This is a genomic window from Collinsella sp. HCP28S3_E9, from assembly GCF_052065455.1.
In the GTDB taxonomy this organism is placed as follows: Bacteria; Actinomycetota; Coriobacteriia; order Coriobacteriales; family Coriobacteriaceae; genus Collinsella.
The window spans coordinates 1-15,749 of the sequence record NZ_JBQHTZ010000013.1; the positions used below are offsets into that span (position 1 = coordinate 1).

At 60.7% G+C, this 15,749-nt stretch carries 12 protein-coding genes; 5 read left to right on the forward strand and 7 right to left on the reverse strand.

The window, feature by feature from the left end; all coding sequences use genetic code 11:
• Positions 1-253: 253 nt before the first annotated feature.
• Positions 254-1,246: an SIS domain-containing protein gene (locus tag ACTNA2_RS07140; protein WP_117648180.1), complete on the reverse strand. Its 993-nt coding sequence runs from the start codon at positions 1,244-1,246 to the stop codon at positions 254-256.
• A 206-nt stretch (positions 1,247-1,452) separates the two neighbouring features.
• On the opposite strand from ACTNA2_RS07140, the gene ACTNA2_RS07145 reads away from it, so the two are divergent.
• Positions 1,453-1,716 (forward strand): GntR family transcriptional regulator, encoded by a 264-nt coding sequence (locus ACTNA2_RS07145; RefSeq protein ID WP_441049009.1) that lies wholly within the window; start codon positions 1,453-1,455, stop codon positions 1,714-1,716.
• Positions 1,717-1,746: 30 nt separating this feature from the next.
• Positions 1,747-2,175, forward strand: coding sequence for a GntR family transcriptional regulator (locus tag ACTNA2_RS07150; RefSeq protein ID WP_441049010.1), 429 nt, complete (start codon positions 1,747-1,749; stop codon positions 2,173-2,175).
• Positions 2,176-2,196: 21 nt separating this feature from the next.
• Here the strand turns inward: ACTNA2_RS07150 and ACTNA2_RS07155 are convergent, their stop codons facing one another.
• From ACTNA2_RS07155 to mfd, 4 genes are all read right to left on the reverse strand, one after another.
• A complete protein-coding gene (locus ACTNA2_RS07155; RefSeq protein ID WP_441049011.1) occupies positions 2,197-2,787 on the reverse strand; it encodes an N-acetyltransferase family protein in 591 nt (196 codons plus the stop codon).
• A 78-nt stretch (positions 2,788-2,865) separates the two neighbouring features.
• Entirely contained in the window at positions 2,866-3,891 is a 1,026-nt protein-coding gene (locus ACTNA2_RS07160; RefSeq protein ID WP_441049012.1) for a threonine aldolase family protein, read from the reverse strand.
• A gap of 45 nt (positions 3,892-3,936) precedes the next feature.
• A complete protein-coding gene (locus ACTNA2_RS07165; protein ID WP_441049013.1) occupies positions 3,937-4,800 on the reverse strand; it encodes a phosphatase PAP2 family protein in 864 nt (287 codons plus the stop codon).
• Positions 4,801-4,856: 56 nt separating this feature from the next.
• Positions 4,857-8,489, reverse strand: a complete 3,633-nt coding sequence (gene mfd / locus ACTNA2_RS07170) for a transcription-repair coupling factor (protein WP_441049014.1) — start codon at positions 8,487-8,489, stop codon at positions 4,857-4,859.
• 324 nt (positions 8,490-8,813) lie between these two features.
• Here mfd and ACTNA2_RS07175 point away from each other — a divergent pair, with 324 nt between their 5' ends.
• From ACTNA2_RS07175 to ACTNA2_RS07185, 3 genes are all read left to right on the forward strand, one after another.
• Positions 8,814-9,770 (forward strand): FHA domain-containing protein, encoded by a 957-nt coding sequence (locus ACTNA2_RS07175; RefSeq protein WP_441049015.1) that lies wholly within the window; start codon positions 8,814-8,816, stop codon positions 9,768-9,770.
• Between the two features lie 144 nt (positions 9,771-9,914).
• The gene (locus ACTNA2_RS07180; RefSeq protein ID WP_441049016.1) at positions 9,915-11,924 is read left to right on the forward strand and encodes a DUF6273 domain-containing protein; all 2,010 of its coding nucleotides are present in this window, start codon (positions 9,915-9,917) and stop codon (positions 11,922-11,924) included.
• A gap of 35 nt (positions 11,925-11,959) precedes the next feature.
• Positions 11,960-12,949, forward strand: a complete 990-nt coding sequence (locus tag ACTNA2_RS07185) for an FHA domain-containing protein (protein ID WP_441049017.1) — start codon at positions 11,960-11,962, stop codon at positions 12,947-12,949.
• Between the two features lie 213 nt (positions 12,950-13,162).
• Here ACTNA2_RS07185 and ACTNA2_RS07190 read toward each other — a convergent pair whose 3' ends face one another.
• Complete coding sequence (locus ACTNA2_RS07190) at positions 13,163-14,920, reverse strand: InlB B-repeat-containing protein (protein WP_441049018.1); 1,758 nt, start codon at positions 14,918-14,920, stop codon at positions 13,163-13,165.
• 159 nt (positions 14,921-15,079) lie between these two features.
• Positions 15,080-15,742, reverse strand: coding sequence for an endonuclease III (nth, locus tag ACTNA2_RS07195; RefSeq protein ID WP_427796176.1), 663 nt, complete (start codon positions 15,740-15,742; stop codon positions 15,080-15,082).
• Positions 15,743-15,749 lie beyond the last annotated feature (7 nt).

The following is a 15,749-nucleotide window of genomic DNA, read 5'->3' on the forward strand; positions in this document are numbered from 1 at the left end:
GACATGCCGGGGGCGGACCGGGACGGGTTCAACGGCAGGCCCCGCCGACCGATTGCAAGCGGTCGGCGGGGCCATTGTGGCTCTTGACAGCGGATTGGGTCATATGAGCGAAAACCCGCCAGAGCGAGCAAGGTGCCTTGAAGCGAAGCGGCATTGACCTTCTGGTCATGCCGCTGAAGCTGAAAGGCAGATTGCCGCTCTGGCGGGTTTGCAGCGTCGAGCCGTTACGCGGTTTGGCAAAACCGCGTAACTCCTAGTAGTCGAGCTTCCACATGTAGCGGCGCGTCATATAGTCCTTGTGGGTGACGGCAGAGAGCGCACGCATGTAGACGTTGTTGAGGATCGGCGCGAAGATCAGGTGGTTGAAGTACTCGCTCACGCTGTCCTTGATGTCGTTGAGGCCGAGCTCCTTGGCGTCGAGCTGATAGACGCGCTCGCCACCGTACTGGTTGACGAAGCGGATGCCGCGCTCGTCGTTGCAGCGGCTGCGGCCGACGCTGATGAGCTGGAACAGCGAGGTGCGCTTGTCCAGGATCTCGAAGGGGCCATGGAAGAAATCGCAGGTGTTGATGGTGCAGGAGTCGATCTGTAGCATCTCCTGCACGTTGCAGATGCTAAAGACGTAGGCGGCACCAAAGAGCGGACCCTGAGCCATCACGTTGATGCAGGGCTTGTCGGCGTTCTGCTCGGCCCACTTGGCAGCGAGCGGACGGGTGTACTCGACGGCCTTGCGATAGATGGGGTCGACCAAGTCGAAGGCGGCCATAGCGGTCTCGTACTCGGCATAGCCCTCGGTCTGCTGCGTGAGCTCCATGGCAATCATGGTCACGACGGCGGAGTTGGTGCGGCCCATGCAGGACTCGTCGACGGCCAGGCTGTCGTACTGGATCTTGTAGTCGCAGACCTCGGTGAGGGCGGACTCGTCGACATAGATGGCGATGGTGCTGGCGCCGTGGTCCTTGGCCACCTGGGCGGCGACGATAGTCTCCTTGGTGCCGCGCATGGACACGACGACGGCCAAGGTGTTCTCGTTGACATAGGCGGGCGTGGCGTGCACGAACTCGTTGCTGGTGTAGCTGGAGCTCACGACCTGCGTGGCCTCGTGCTCCATAAAGTACTGGGCAGGATAGTTACCGCCGTTGGATCCGCCGGCGCCAATCCACACGACGCGCTTGATGCCGCCCTTGTCTGCCTTGTCGGCCAAAACCTGGGAGACGACATCTTTAACCTGTTCCTGAGTAGTCATCGTGCATCAGCCTTTCTTCTCGTTTGATGCTCATCACAGGCATACAAGTTACATACATGTTTTGGTTATGTCGACTAGTTGTATGCTATATTTGTCTTAGAAATTTTGCTGCTGCGGTTTTCGGTAGCTCGCTAACAGCAGTTTTATTGTTTTATTAAATACATGCTTGCTTAGGTAAGCATACAGGTTAGATATAGGTTGGCAATATGGGCGTCACATCTAAAAAGAAACTGACCCAATACGAGCGCTTGGCGGGCACGCTGCGCGATCGCATCGCTGCCGGCACGTATGCGCGCGGAGACAAGCTGCCGTCCGAGATGGAACTCATGGACGAATCGGGGCTGTCACGCAGCACCGTACGCCACGCCCTTAAGGTGCTCGTTGATGAGGGCCTGGTGCGCACCGAGCGCGGGCGTGGCGCCTTTGTGGGCGCCAACCCCGCGCTCCACCAGAAAAAACAGGGGTTTTAGTTCTATAACAAGCACGTCGAAGGCCAGGGCATGAAGCCCACCACCCGCACCGTGGACTCGGGCTTTGCCAAGGCGGCCGGCAGCATAGCTAAGTTCTTTGACGCCGCCGTGGGCAGCAAGCTCGTCAAACTTGTCCGCCTACGCTACCTGGACGACGCGCCGCTGTGCCTGGAGACCACCTACCTGCCGCCAAGCTTCGAGACGCTCATCGATCGCGATATCAACGGTTCGCTCTACGCCACGCTGCGACAGGAGTTCCATCGCGCACCGGCACAGGGGCATAAGACCTTTGAGGTGTGCTACGCCTCGCAAAACGAGGCGTTTTTGCTCAACGTTGAGCGCGGGCAGGCGCTGATCCTGATCACCGACTACGTCTACGACACCGACGGCCGACCGCTCCATGTCTCCAAGCGCATCCAACGCACCGACCGCGCCAAATACACCGAACCCATCGGCTAACCTGCCAAAATAAACCTGTCCCTAAATGGTAGGTTTGGGGAGGTCGGGGAACCAGGTTGGTTTGGGTTGGTTGGGCGTGCGCTCGGCTAGGACCAACTCCATCCAACACATGTCGTACCAGCGACCGAACTTTTGGGCGCAGCGGTCGAAGGCACCCACCAGGCGGTAGCCCATATGGGCATGGAAATCCTGACTGTTGTGCGTCAGGTACTCGTCGTCCTTGTCGTGCGGCACGGCGATGAGAGCGCACATGTTGGTGATGCCCATCGCAATCAGGCATTGCTTGAGCGCATCGTGCAGCTTGCGGCCCAGCCCGCCGTGGCGCACATCGCGCGCCAGGTAGATCGACGTCTCGACCGACCAGTCGTATGCCTCGCGGCTGTTGAGCGGACTCACATAGGCATAGCCTACCGGACGCCCGTCCAGCTCCATCACCAAATACGGGTAGCGCTTGAGCGTACGCTCGATACGCCCGGCGAACTCCTCAACGCTCGGCACCTCGTATTCGCAGGTAATCGCCGTATGGCGCACATACGGCTCATAGATGGCAAGCAACGCCGGCGCATCGTCGGGCGTCGCCAGGCGAATCGTCGGCTCGGACATTTCGGTCATACAACCCTTCCCCCTCAAAAACAAAGGCTGCCCTGCGCCAAGCTCAGGCGCAGGGCAGCCCCTTGTCACTACATCAGGCTACAGGACAGCCGCCAACGCGTCGATGTCCTCCTGCGTCGTGGCCCAGCTGGTGCAAAAGCGCACCACCGTGTGGGTCTCGTCGTACTTTTCCCAGTACTCAATCGAGGCATGCTCGCGAATGCGGGCCATGTCCTCGTTGGGCAGAATCACAAACTGCTGGTTGGTCGGCGTCTCCAAAAAGAACTGGTAGCCGCGCTCGTGCAGCACGCGACGAAGCGCCTGAGCCGTCTCGATCGCCTGGCGCCCAATCTCAAAATACAGGCCATCGGTAAAAAGAGCCTCAAACTGCACGCCCGTCAGGCGGCCTTTGGCAAGCAGCGCGCCATGCTGCTTGATACGCGGAATGGGATGCGCCGGGGCGTGCATACCGCAGAACACCACAGCCTCGCCGCAGAGCGCGCCGCACTTGGTACCGCCGATGTAGAACACGTCGCACAGCTGCGCCAGCTCGGGCAGGGTGATGTCGCACTCATCGGCCGCCAGCGCATAGGCCAGGCGGGCGCCATCCACAAACAGCGGAATCTCGCGCTTCTGGCACACTGCGTGAATCGCCGCGAGCTCGGCCTTGGAGTACAGCGTGCCGTACTCGGTCGATAGGCTCACGTACACGGCACCCGGGAACACCGTGTGCTCGTAGCTCTCGTTTTCGTAGAACACCTGGATATAGTTCTCAAGGTCCTCGGCGTGCATCTTGCCCTCGTAGCCGGGGATGGTGAGCACCTTGTGGCCGCCAAACTCGATGGCGCCCGCCTCGTGGCAGGCGACGTGGCCGGTCTCGGCAGCAACGACGCCCTCGTACGGCGCGAGCAGCATGTCGATCACCGTCGCGTTGGCCTGCGTGCCGCCCACCAGAAAAAACACGTCGGCATCGGAGGCCTGACAGGCCTCGCGGATAAGCTGCTTGGCACGCTCGGTATGTGCATCGGTACCGTATCCGGGCTGCGGCTCCATATTGGTGTAGACGAGCGCCTGCAGCACCGCCGGGTGTGCGCCGTGGGAATAATCGTTGTTAAACGCGAGCATGGCAATCCTCTCTTACCGGGTATCGGCCAGATGATTCAAACGGAGCTATTGTACGCCGCTGGGATAGGCAATGCGCGCGGCAAGGCACTCAAGTGCCAGCACCAGAGCAAAACCGCAGCTCACATCACTCAAAAAGTGCGCTCCGATCACGATGCGGCCAAACGCGACGAACGCCACAACCACAGCCGCCGTCCAAAAGACCACACGACGGCGCGACGGCTTTTCCTTAAAGGCCGCTGCGGGAAGCCCGGCGAGCATAAGGCCGATCGCCGCGTGCGCCGCGTGTCCGCTCGCAAACGACTTAAAGCCGTCCTTGGCTACACCGGCGGCAATATAGGCCCGCTTGTCGGGGTTGCCGATCACCCACCACGGCTGAAACTCGAGCCCCGGCGTCACCTCGACCACGCGCATGCGCGGGCGCGACCACAGCGGCTTGACGATCACGTTGAGGATGATGGCCTGAGCGACCCACACGGCAAGCACCATGAGCGCCCAGCGTGTGAGCTCATCAGGCTCGGTCGTGCGCGTGAGGCGATAGACGATAAGGTTGGCGACGATGGCCAGCACAAACGTCAGCACCAACTGAGCCGCGATGAGTTTGCCGCCAACCCTCAGGGACGAAGCGATCTCGTAGCCGGTCAGGCCAACATTGACGAGGATGCCGAGCACGGCGAGCCATTTGCTCCCCCTGGAGTCGGGACGCACCGCGCGCACGAGCATAACGCCCGCGACGCTCGCCGTCAGCTCAAACGGCAGCTCGCCGGTCGCCTCGATAAAGCGGCCGTACACGCTGCCGATGTTGAACAGCGCGCTCGAGATCTGATAATCGAAGAAACTGCCCACGCCCAGGCAGAGGGCAAGGATAACCGCGATAGCAGCGGCATCTTTCTTATAGATGTACCCGAACATGCTTTCCTTTCGATGGAACCAGATTGCCCAAATGGGGCGTTTACGGCGTCGACCCGTTAGTCATCGTCGGACGTGCCCAGCTGCTGCAGCAGCATGAGTGCCGCGGCCACGGGGCCGGTGCCGTCGTTGGCGTCGAGACCGCGACCCAGGCCGCTGCCCACGCCGGCGCCCGCCTTGTAGGGCACCGACAGTTTGCGGCTCTTGGGGAAGTTTACCGCGCCATAGCGGGTCTTAAGCTCATAGGCCACCTTCTTGGGAACGTCGACGCCCAAAAACGTGATGCGACCGCCACTGAGCGTAACGCTCTCGAGCCCCAGGCGCTCGCCGCGAATGCGGATTCGCGCGCGATTGAACAGGTTGAGTCCCGCCAACGGCAGCTCGCCATGCGCGGCCTCGGTCTCTTCCTGCACCTCGTCGATGCTCTCCAGGTCCCCGGCCGCCGCAAGCTTACGGTATACGAGCACGCGCTGATCCACCGCCGGCAGGTACTCCTCGGACAAGAAGTAGTCGGCCGGCAGGTTGATGCCCACGCTCGCCGCCTCCACACCGGCATCGTCGTCGCCGCGCGCCTCGGCCACGGCCTGACCCAGCATCTGCGTAAACAGGTCAAAGCCCACGCTCGACAGATTGCCGTGCTGCTCGGCGCCCATGAGCGAGCCGGCGCCGCGAATCTCCAGGTCGCGCATGGCGATACGCATGCCACTGCCCAGGTCCTGGAACTCGGAGAGTGCGGTCAGGCGCGCCGTAGCCTCCTCGGTGAGCGGCAGCTCGCCCGGGAACATAAAGTACGCGTAGGCTTGCGTGGCAGAACGGCCCACGCGGCCCTTGAGCTGGTAGAGCTGCGCCAGACCCAAGCGCTGCGAATCCTCGATGATGAGCGTGTTGGCGGTCGCGTTGTCGATGCCGCTCTCCACGATGGTCGTGGCGATGAGCACGTCGATCTTTTTGGTCGCAAACTCGATCATCACGTCCTCGACCTCGCGCGGGCTCATCTTGCCGTGCGCCACGCCCACGCGCGCCTCGGGCGCGGCCTCGTGCACGCGTGCCACGGCGTCGTCGATGGTCTTGACGCGGTTGGACACGTAGTACACCTGGCCGCCGCGGCCCACCTCCAGGCGAATCGCCGCGCTCACCACGTCGGGGTCGTACTCCCCCACGTGCACGATCACGGGACGGCGCCCGGTCGGTGGCGTGGTGATCAGGCTCATGTCGCGCACGCCGCTCGTGGCCATCTGCATGGTTCGCGGAATAGGCGTTGCCGAAAGCGTGAGCACGTCAATCTGCTCGCGCAGGTTCTTGAGCTGCTCCTTGTGCTGCACGCCAAAGCGCTGCTCCTCGTCGATGATCACCAAACCCAGGTTCTTGGGGTTCACATCGGCCGAAAGCAGGCGGTGCGTGCCGATGAGCACGTCGATCGTGCCCTCGGCAAACGCCTTGAGCGCACGCTTCTGCTGCGCCGGCGTGCGAAAGCGGCTGAGCACCTCGACCTCGAGGCCAAACGGGGCAAAGCGCTCAAAGAAGGTCTCGTAGTGCTGTTGGGCCAGAATGGTCGTGGGGCAGAGCACCATGACCTGACGGCCGGAGTCCACGCACTTAAACGCCGCGCGCAGGGCGACCTCGGTCTTGCCAAAGCCCACGTCGCCGCAAAGCAGGCGGTCCATGGGCTTGGGCGCCTCCATGTCGGCCTTAATATCGGCGATAGCCTCCAGCTGGTCGCGCGTCTCGTCGTAAGGAAAGCTCTCCTCCATCTCGATCTGCTCGGGCGTATCGGGCGGGCAGGCGATACCGGTAATCGAAGAACGGCGCGTATACAGATCGACCAGGTCAAATGCCAGCTTTTTGGCGTTCTTGCGCGCCTTGTTGGTGGCACGCGTCCAGTCGGCGGTGTTGAGCCTAGTCAGGCGCGGCTTGTCGCCGTCGGGACCAACATAGCGCGTGATGCGGTCGACCTGCTCGAGCGGTACGTAGAGCTTGTCGCCGTCGGCATATTCCAGCAAAAAGTAGTCGCGCTCCTTGCCGCCCACTTCCTGGCGCGCGATCTCGCTAAAGAGCGCGATGCCGTGGGTAGCGTGCACCACGTAGTCGCCCGGCTTAAACGGAAACGTGATCTGCGTAATGTCCACCTTGCGACGGCTGCGCGCGCGGTTGGCGTCCATGCGGGCATTGAGATCGGCGATCGAGAACACGGCTAGGTTGGCATCGGGCACCACCACGCCCTGCGGCAGGGCAGCATCCACAAAGGTCACGCGTCCGCGCGAGATGGTGGGTACGGCAGCACCGGCGGCAGCCTGGGCGGCGCCCGCCTCGAGCGAGCGGGCGTTGAGTGCGTCGACGCGGCGCTCGCGGATCGAGGCATGGGCCTCCTGGCGGGCAGCACGGTCGGCAGAATCTGCCGCTGCCACGCGTACGCGCTCGCCAATAACGCCGGCGTTTTCGGGGGCGGCCGTCAGCGACTCCTCAAAGGTAATGCCCTCGTCGCCAAAGGTGAGCTCCATCGACTCGCGCGCTCCGCGGTCGGGAATGGCAAACACGCAGGCATAGCGCTTGCCCACGACTTCCTGAACGCGCGTCATAAAGCGGTTGTCCGAGCCTGCGATAGCCGGCTGCTCAATCTTGAGCTCTGCCGTAACCGCACCGCCGGCGCGGATCAGGCTCACGTAGTTCAGGCGCTGCTGAGCACCAAAGTCGAGCTGCTGGGCGCGCACGTACAGGCCGTCCAAGCGGTCAATCCCCGCCTCGCCGGCGCGCGCCTCGATATCCTCGTAGGCACGCAGGCAGTCGTCGAACAGCGAGCGCGGCTCGGACAGAACCACAAGCGCCTTGCCGCTCACGTGCGCCAACGGGCTCACGGTCTGGCCGTACATCACCGGCAAAAAGCGGTCGAGCTCGGGTGTGACGATGCGCGCATCAACCATCTCGAGCAGCGCCGCCAGCTTGCTGTCGCTCTGGCTTGCGCGATAGAGCGCCACGTGCATGTTGTGAACGGCTTCGTCGGTAAGCGCCAACTCGCGGCACGGGAAGATCTCGATGCTGTCCTCGTTGCCGATGGTTTGGCCCGTGGAGCTCACCATACGGCGAATGCGATCAATTTCGTCGCCAAAGAACTCAATGCGCACGGGCGCTTTCTCTTGTGCGGGGAATACCTCGACGGTGTCGCCGTGCACGCGGAACAGGCCGGGTGCGTCGGCGGCGCCGGCATTGGTATAGCCCATGCCCACCAGGCGCTGCGGCACTTCGTCAAAAGGAATCTCCTCGCCCACCGCAAAGGTCGTGGACTCCCAGTAGCGGCTCTCGACTGGCGGCACGCAACGCAGCAATGCACGGGCCGAGGCAACCATGATGCAGTTGTCCCCGCGCACGATACGCCCCAGAGCCTCGCAGCGCTGCGCCACCACGGCATCGTCGGGCGCCTGCTCGCGCCACGGATAGTCCTTGCGCTCGGGAAAGCGGCACACGTGCGCCAGGCCCACGTAGGCGGCAAGGCTGCGCGCGGCGCGATCGGCCGCGTCCTCGCCGCTCACAATGTAGACCGTAGGGCGCGGGCGGCGCGCAAACTGAGCAGCCGCCATAAGCGTGCGGCCCGACTGCGACACGGCCAGCGTCACATCCTCGCCGGCGTCGAGCCCGGCCTCGACGGTCTGCAAGGCCTCGGCAGTGTAGAGCTGCGCGGCTATACGGTGAATGAGCATGCTGTTCCTCCGGCATCGCAACGCCAAAAGCCCGCCGGGGCAAGCTCGGCGGGTCGTGCGTCAAAGTTCGTTGACGCTTATGGTACCGCACGGTCCCGTGACCAAAAGCCAAAGCGACATCATGCCAAATGTTGCCCACAACGGTCTTGCCAACGCGTTTCCCAGCTAATTAATCCGCTTTCCGCTTTTTAATTTGATGTCTTCTGGCAGCAATTTACACCGTCCGCGCCCCATGGCGAGCATTTCGAGCTGCAAAGCGCCTATAATTGAGGATAATTGCGTATTCAATGTCACTTTTTTGATGAAGGGGGGGGGTGAAAATAAATGGCCGACACTCCATCTTGTGCACTGTACACCGGGCTCAAGTCACTCGGTCGCATCAAAAACGGTAACGCCGCGCAAATTCTCATGGACGGCAACGCCCGTTACGGTGGACGCCTCATCTCCGAACGCTTGATGGTCCCGTCGTTTATCTCACGCGAAATCGTTCACGCCAAACCCGGTGACCTTCCCGAGTCGCTGTTTGCGCCCTTTGAACAAAGTGCGCGCCAGATACTTAACCTCATCATACAAAACCGAGGCTCCGACCCCCAATCGCTGTGCAGGGTCGCTAAACGCTATATGGAATCGTGCGCCCCAGACATGCAGGATGCCCTTACCAATTGCGGCGTCGACGGCATGCTCTTTAAAAACGGCGTCGAGCGCATCGAGACCACTGACGATAGCGACATTAAAAACCGCCTCTACATCCATCTGGTCTTTTTTATCGTTACCGGCTGCCTTGGCGACCCCGCCCGCGCCATCGAATACACCGAGTCCTTTGTGTCCGACCAGATGCTCTCGACACTCGGCACGGTCGAGACAACCGTCACCTCATTTTTCTCGACAACCGCGCGCCCCACGGGAGACATTCGCCTGGGGCTGCTGCGCGTCGTGGGCAACTCGGCACGACCGCCGTTGCGTCCCCTTACCACGGACCCGGTGGGCAGCATTATCGGGTCGCTGACGAGCGACGAGAACGCCATCACCGACGTCGATTCCGATGTCTCGCGTCAGCACCTGCGCATTTGGCTCCAAGACGGACGCTGGCTTGCGCAGGGCCTCGGCTCCACCAACGGATCGTTTTTGATCTCGGGCGTCGATCGCTGCCGACATGCTATCGAACCGCCTAGACGCGAGCGCCCCGCCAACTTTGCCAACACCCCCGTCGAGATTCACAACGGAGACACGCTTTGCTTGGGCGCCACGACGCGCTTCTTGGTCATTCGCATCACAGACTAGCCCGCCCACACATCTTCGACGCACAAGGTGCCGTTATTTGCATCAACCCATGCAAATAACGGCACCTTTTCGATTAAGGCAACGGTTGCGCTACCTTTTCACTAACATTATCGCCATGCACTTTTTTCTCGAAAGGATCGCCCCGTGACGTACGACACGGATATGAATATCATCGCGTTGTCCCCCTTTGAACCAAACGCCATGTTTGCGACCACCGAAGACCCCGATACTATTCGCCGCTTTACCACCCTGTTGGATTGCGGGGCAGTCGGCGGCGGTTCCCACCATCTTCGCAAGGTCGCCAACACCGAGGGCGAGACCTTTGCGCTCAAGACGCTGTGGCCCCTCAGCGGCTGTGATGAAGACGGCTCCGCCGTCAGCCCCTCGGACATCAAGACGCTTACCGAGGAGTATCGCAATCTTGCAGCCGTCTCACTGTTGGACGGCTTTCCCAAAACCTATGGCTACGGCTATACCGGCTCCGTACCGGTCATCGTTATGGAGTGGATTGAAGGCCTGCCCCTTCGCGATGCTGCGGCAGAGCTAACCGACCCCGCCGAGGGCGGCCACATTCCCGCAAACACCGTCGCCGCGATTGGAAAACGCCTGGGAGAGATTCTCCTGGGTGCCCAAAAGCTCGATGCGCCGTTTGTACACCGTGATATCTCCTTGCGCAATATCATCATTCGCACGACGCTCCGGTCCCTTGCCCAGCAGATTGCACACTGCAGTTTTGACCTTTGCCTGGTCGATCTGGGCAGCTCGAGCATCAAGCGCTCAGACCCCTCGTTTACCATGTCCACCGGCATCTGGCGCAACGGCACCCCCGAGTTCGCCCCACCCGAGATGCTCTCCAACGACATCCCCGAGCTGGCACCGCTGCGTACGTCGCCCAGCATCGATACATACGAGCTCTGCAGCGTACTCTACACGCTCTATGCCGGCCACACGCCATATCGCCTAAACGAGCATATGGACCAGTCGCCCTACCTGTACAAGATCGAGCACGAGCACGAGCCGCTTGAGGCACGCGTACCCGGCGACCAAATGCTTGTCGATGTCATCATGAGCGGTATCCATAACGAGCAGTCCCAGCGCGCGCCGCTGTCTACGATTGTCGGCAAGCTCGATGCCTGGATTAAAGACATCGATTTTGAGCCGCGCACGCCGCTGCCCACCCCGATCGACATTAGCCAGCAACCGAAGCCTTCCTGCTCCGACAAGGCTCAGACGCGCCACCCAGTCATCTCGCGTCGCGCTGCGCTCGTGCTCGGCGGCGTCTGCGTTGCCGGCATAGCAGGCTCTGCCATTGCCACGGGATGCTGGGGGCTTATCGACCTGGCGCACGGCATCAAGCCGTCACTCGACGATTACACCTGGGAAGAACTCGCCCTGATCTCCCGCAAAATCCAAGAAACATCTTCCAGCAAAAAGGTGCTCGAGATTGCCGAAACCTACCACCTGGTAAACAGCAAGCAGTCGCTCAAAAACGAGAACACCAAGACCGTCAGGCTTTCCGACGGGACCAAGGCACAAGTCCAGATCGTGGGCTTTAAGGCAGACACGTTCACCGATGACGGCCTTCCCGCTGGCATCACCTTTATGTTCCGTACCCCCATCGCCATGCGCGCCGTAAACGACCACGCCGCGACGGGCGGTTGGGAGCAATCGTCGCTTCGCGAATGGTTGGCGGACAAGGGCATGGCCACGCTGCCCGACGATCTCCGCAATCAGATTCGCTCGGTGCGAAAGCTCACCAACAACACCGGCGGCACCAAAGACGCCTCCAGCATCACCGTCACCGATGACAAGCTGTGGCTGCCGTCCATGAGCGAGCTGTGCGGCTACCAGGCGCCCGAAACGTTCGCAGAAGGCTACGAGTACCTTTCTACCCTCTACAGCGGAGAAGGCGAGCAGTACCAGCTCTATCGCGAGCAGAGCGTAAGCGGTCTGACCACCAACGACGCCATGATCCGCACCGTCGCCGGCAAAAAGATCTACTACTGGGAGCGCACCCCCAGCGCCGACTGCAGCGAGGGCGCCAACTCGACGTACTTTAACCGCGTTGGAAAAGATGGCGACGTGTTTAGCTGGGCAACGCCCGGAAACAAACCAGACCAAAAGACCTATGTCCTACCCGGCTTTTGCATCTAACACCTTCACCGGATACCAGAAAGGAGCCTCGCATCATGCGCGCGGAAACACCTTCCGAGGTGCTCTTTGATTTCCTTAAGTGCGACCTGCAGATCAATAATCGAGAAGCGGCGCGTATCTTGGTTTCGGACAAGCCGCTGGGCGCCAAACCGGCCCCTAGGTTTCGCATTGCCGAAAAGACGTTTCTATCGCGACGCGTGGTGCACGTCGTTCCGGGTACCGACAAGATCGACCCCGAGATGTTTGCCGATTTTTCGCAGAGCGTCCAGAACTTGGCTGCCGCTGCAAAAATCGGCAGCAGCAGCAGTCCAGCGGCCGCCAACGCTCGCCAGCAAGTCATTACGACGCGCGCCCTCGAGCGCATGGCAACGTCGCTCGAACACTGGGGGCTCGATGGTTCCATCCTGCGCAATATCTTTGACCGCATCGCCGTCATGCCGGGACTCAAGCAAAGCGACCGGCGCCTTTTGGAGCTCCTTGCGCTAACGGTCTGCGGATGCTTGGCTGATCCCAATGCCGCCGCCTCCGAGGTCAAAGACTTTGCCATAACGCAACTGGCCCAGACCTTTGGCACGCTCGAGACCGCCGAGGTCGTCCAGGCACAAGGCACTAACCGCAAGGTCAACGAGCCTCCTGCAAAACTGGGGCTGCTCAGGCTTTCGAAAGACGGCTCGGCCTTGCCGCCGATCTATCCTTTGAGCCTCGATCCCGAGGGTACGGTACTAGGCTCTTTTGCACACGACCAAAACGCCATCACCAACGTAGGACCCGATGTATCCCGCCGGCACCTGCGCGTGGCGTATTCCAACGGCACATGGCTCGCAAGCGGACTGCACTCCACCAACGGAACGGTGCTGGTGACACGCAACGGCACGACCACCGTTATCGAAAAACCACGCTCGCTGCGCACCGCCGATGACGAGGACAGTCAGATTCCTATCCACGACGGCGACCTGCTCAAGCTGGGTTCCTCGACCGAGTTTTTGGTGCTGAAGATCTCCTCAAACGTACGCGCGCTGGCCTAGGGCCGAGCACATACAATAAGAATCAACGCAAAGGAGCGCCGCTGCACACATCGCAGCGGCGCTCCTTTATATGACGCGGACATCTAAATACGGATGCAGGAGCCGACAAAACTTACGCAAGATAACTAAAACATAAAAGCCGCGTGGGGGTCGGGTCCCCACGCGGCTATCAGGTTTGGGCTAATTAAGCCCTGAGGTAAACACTAGCAGAGATTAGTGCTCGCGACGCTTGGTCATGTACATGCCCACGGCGGCAGCCACGGCGCCGGCAAGGGAAGCAGCTGAGGTCACTACAAAGATCGGGTCGCCAGTGGTAGGAAGGGCAGCGGCGTCCTTCTTCTCGGCCTTAGCCTCGTCCTTCTTGTCAGCAGCAACCTGCTTCTTAGAATCCTCGGCCTTGCCGTTCTCGACGGTCTCCTTCTTAGCGTTAAACATAGCGTAGATGGTGAGGTCGCCGGTCACAGGCTGATCGAAGTCATACTGAGCCATTTCGGACTTAGAAGTCGACCAACCGACGAACTCGTAGCCAGCAACAGCCTCGGGGTCGGCGGGCTTGGAAAGCTTCTCGCCATCCTTGACCTTGACCGTGCTAACCTTACCATTCTCATAGATCGTAACGGTATGCTCGTTCTCGGTCGGCTCGGGAGTGGGCTCGGCATTCTTCTGCCAAACAGCCTGCAGGCACACATCAGCGTCGGGCATAGCAGTCTTGGAGAAGTCAATGATGTGGTCATCGGTGTCGCCGGTGAACTTGTAGCCGACGAAGGTGTAGCCGTCCTTGGCAGCGGGCTTGACCTGATCCCAGTTGAACTGGCCGGCCCGGATCTCACCATAGCCGATGGGCTCGTAGCCCTCGTCGTAATAGGTCACCGTGTGGACGGCAGCCTCGGCGTCCTTCCAGACAGCCTGAACATTCCAGTCAGCCTTGAGCTCGGTGCCAGCGGGGATGATCTCGCTGTCATCAGCGCCAACGAACTTCCAACCGACGAAGACCTTGCCGTCCTTGGCGGCGGGAGTCTGGTTCATCCAAGTCGTGGAGCCGGCGAAATCAACCAGCTGGATAATGGGATCGTAGCCCTCGTCATAGAAGTTGACGGTGTGGGTCTCCTTGGCAGCGTCCTTCCAGACGGCCTGAAGAGAAACGTCGGCCAGGATGGGGGTAGTCGCGAAGTCGATGATCTGGTCGTCGGAAGCACCCGTGTACTTCCAGCCGACGAAGACCTTGCCGTCCTTGGGAGCGGGCGTGATGGCATCCCAATTGAAGGAGCCGACCTGATAGGTGGCGTTGCCGATCGGCTGGTCGCCCTCGTCGTAGAAGGTCACGGTAGCGTACTCGACCGGGGCGTCGGCCCAGACGGCCTGCAGGTTGACGCTCTCATCCGTGTAGTTAAGAGGCTGGCCAGGCTTGATGATCTCGCTATCGTCGGCACCCGTGTACTTCCAACCGACGAAGACCTTGCCAGGCTTGTCCATCGGCTTCTGGTTCATCCAAGTAGTGGAGCCCTCGAAGTCGACGACGCGGATGATGGGATCGTAGCCCTCGTCGAAGTACTGGACGAGGACGGTGCGCTTCTCCGCGGGGGTCTCCTGCTTCTCAACGAAGTGTACATAGAGATCCATGTTGTCGTTCACCGTAGCCTCGTTGCCAGACCAGGTATTCGTTGCTTCGTCGTAGCTAAACTGCAAACCACTCTGAGTGTAGAGGTAGCCAATCTTGTAGCCAGGCTTCGCAGGCACGTTACCCTCGAGCGCCTCAGTTACCTTTTTTTGGCCCTTTTGAACCGAAATCCCCAGTAACTGCTGGCCATCTGCCTCATCGTAAACATTGAGCACGCACCAGTCATTAGCCTCGGTTGCGCTCTTGGCAGCAGGCTGCTGGACCTGTGCAGCAATAGCGGTTACCGGCGTAGAGCCAAGCACCATACTCAAGCTCAGACCGGCTGTGATAGCAGCGTTAAGCTTCCTATTCATGTGGTCGTCCTTTCCCGACTTGCTTCTCCGCGACCACTTCGCGAAAGAAGACATTTGAATTGCATGGTTAATTCAAGCCGAGAAAAAACTCAAAAGGTTGCGCAACCAAGCTATATCTAAGGTTTGAGACTTTTTTGCAAAAAAGTTTGCAAAAAGCTATTACACCATCCGTACGCTGGGGCAAAGATCTGCCAGCGGGCACTCGTCGCACTTAGGTTTGCGGGCGTCGCAGATCTCGCGGCCAAAGGTGATCCACTGGTGGTTGACCGACTCCCAATACTCGTGCGGCAAGATCTTGAGCAGATCCTGCTCCGTCTTGAGCGGCTCTTTGGCGTGCGTCTTGGGACTCAGCATCAGACGGTGCGCGATCCGGTTGACGTGCGTATCGACCGCGATGCCCTCGACAATGCCAAACCCCACGTTGAGCACGATGTTCGCCGTCTTGCGCCCAACGCCCGGCAGCTTGACAAGCTCCTTCATGTCGGCCGGCACCTCGCCGCCGTAATCGGCGACAATCATCTGTGCGGCCTCCACGGCGTGCTTGGCTTTGCTCTTATAGAAGCCGAGCGACTTAATGGTATCTGCCACATCGGCAACGCTCGCCCCCGCCATGGCCTCGGGCGTGGGCCACTGGGCAAACAGCTTCGGCGTCACCTTGTTGACCTGCGCGTCGGTCGTCTGCGCCGAGAGCAACACCGCTATGAGCAGCCTATAGGGATTCTCGTGGTCCAAAAAACACTCAACCGGGCCATAGCGACGGTTAAGGCGCTCGCACACCTCAACGGCGCGCTCGCGCTTGGCGGCATTGGTCTCGCGTGGCATAACGACT

What these genes read in the sequence shown, in the direction of transcription:
- ACTNA2_RS07140 (WP_117648180.1), bottom strand. Translation starts at nt 1,246, where the DNA reads ATGACTACTCAGGAACAGGTTAAAGATGTCGTCTCCCAGGTTTTGGCC.
- ACTNA2_RS07145 (WP_441049009.1), top strand. Translation starts at nt 1,453, where the DNA reads ATGGGCGTCACATCTAAAAAGAAACTGACCCAATACGAGCGCTTGGCG.
- ACTNA2_RS07150 (WP_441049010.1), top strand. Translation starts at nt 1,747, where the DNA reads ATGAAGCCCACCACCCGCACCGTGGACTCGGGCTTTGCCAAGGCGGCC.
- ACTNA2_RS07155 (WP_441049011.1), bottom strand. Translation starts at nt 2,787, where the DNA reads ATGACCGAAATGTCCGAGCCGACGATTCGCCTGGCGACGCCCGACGAT.
- ACTNA2_RS07160 (WP_441049012.1), bottom strand. Translation starts at nt 3,891, where the DNA reads ATGCTCGCGTTTAACAACGATTATTCCCACGGCGCACACCCGGCGGTG.
- ACTNA2_RS07165 (WP_441049013.1), bottom strand. Translation starts at nt 4,800, where the DNA reads ATGTTCGGGTACATCTATAAGAAAGATGCCGCTGCTATCGCGGTTATC.
- mfd (WP_441049014.1), bottom strand. Translation starts at nt 8,489, where the DNA reads ATGCTCATTCACCGTATAGCCGCGCAGCTCTACACTGCCGAGGCCTTG.
- ACTNA2_RS07175 (WP_441049015.1), top strand. Translation starts at nt 8,814, where the DNA reads ATGGCCGACACTCCATCTTGTGCACTGTACACCGGGCTCAAGTCACTC.
- ACTNA2_RS07185 (WP_441049017.1), top strand. Translation starts at nt 11,960, where the DNA reads ATGCGCGCGGAAACACCTTCCGAGGTGCTCTTTGATTTCCTTAAGTGC.
- ACTNA2_RS07190 (WP_441049018.1), bottom strand. Translation starts at nt 14,920, where the DNA reads ATGAATAGGAAGCTTAACGCTGCTATCACAGCCGGTCTGAGCTTGAGT.
- nth (WP_427796176.1), bottom strand. Translation starts at nt 15,742, where the DNA reads ATGCCACGCGAGACCAATGCCGCCAAGCGCGAGCGCGCCGTTGAGGTG.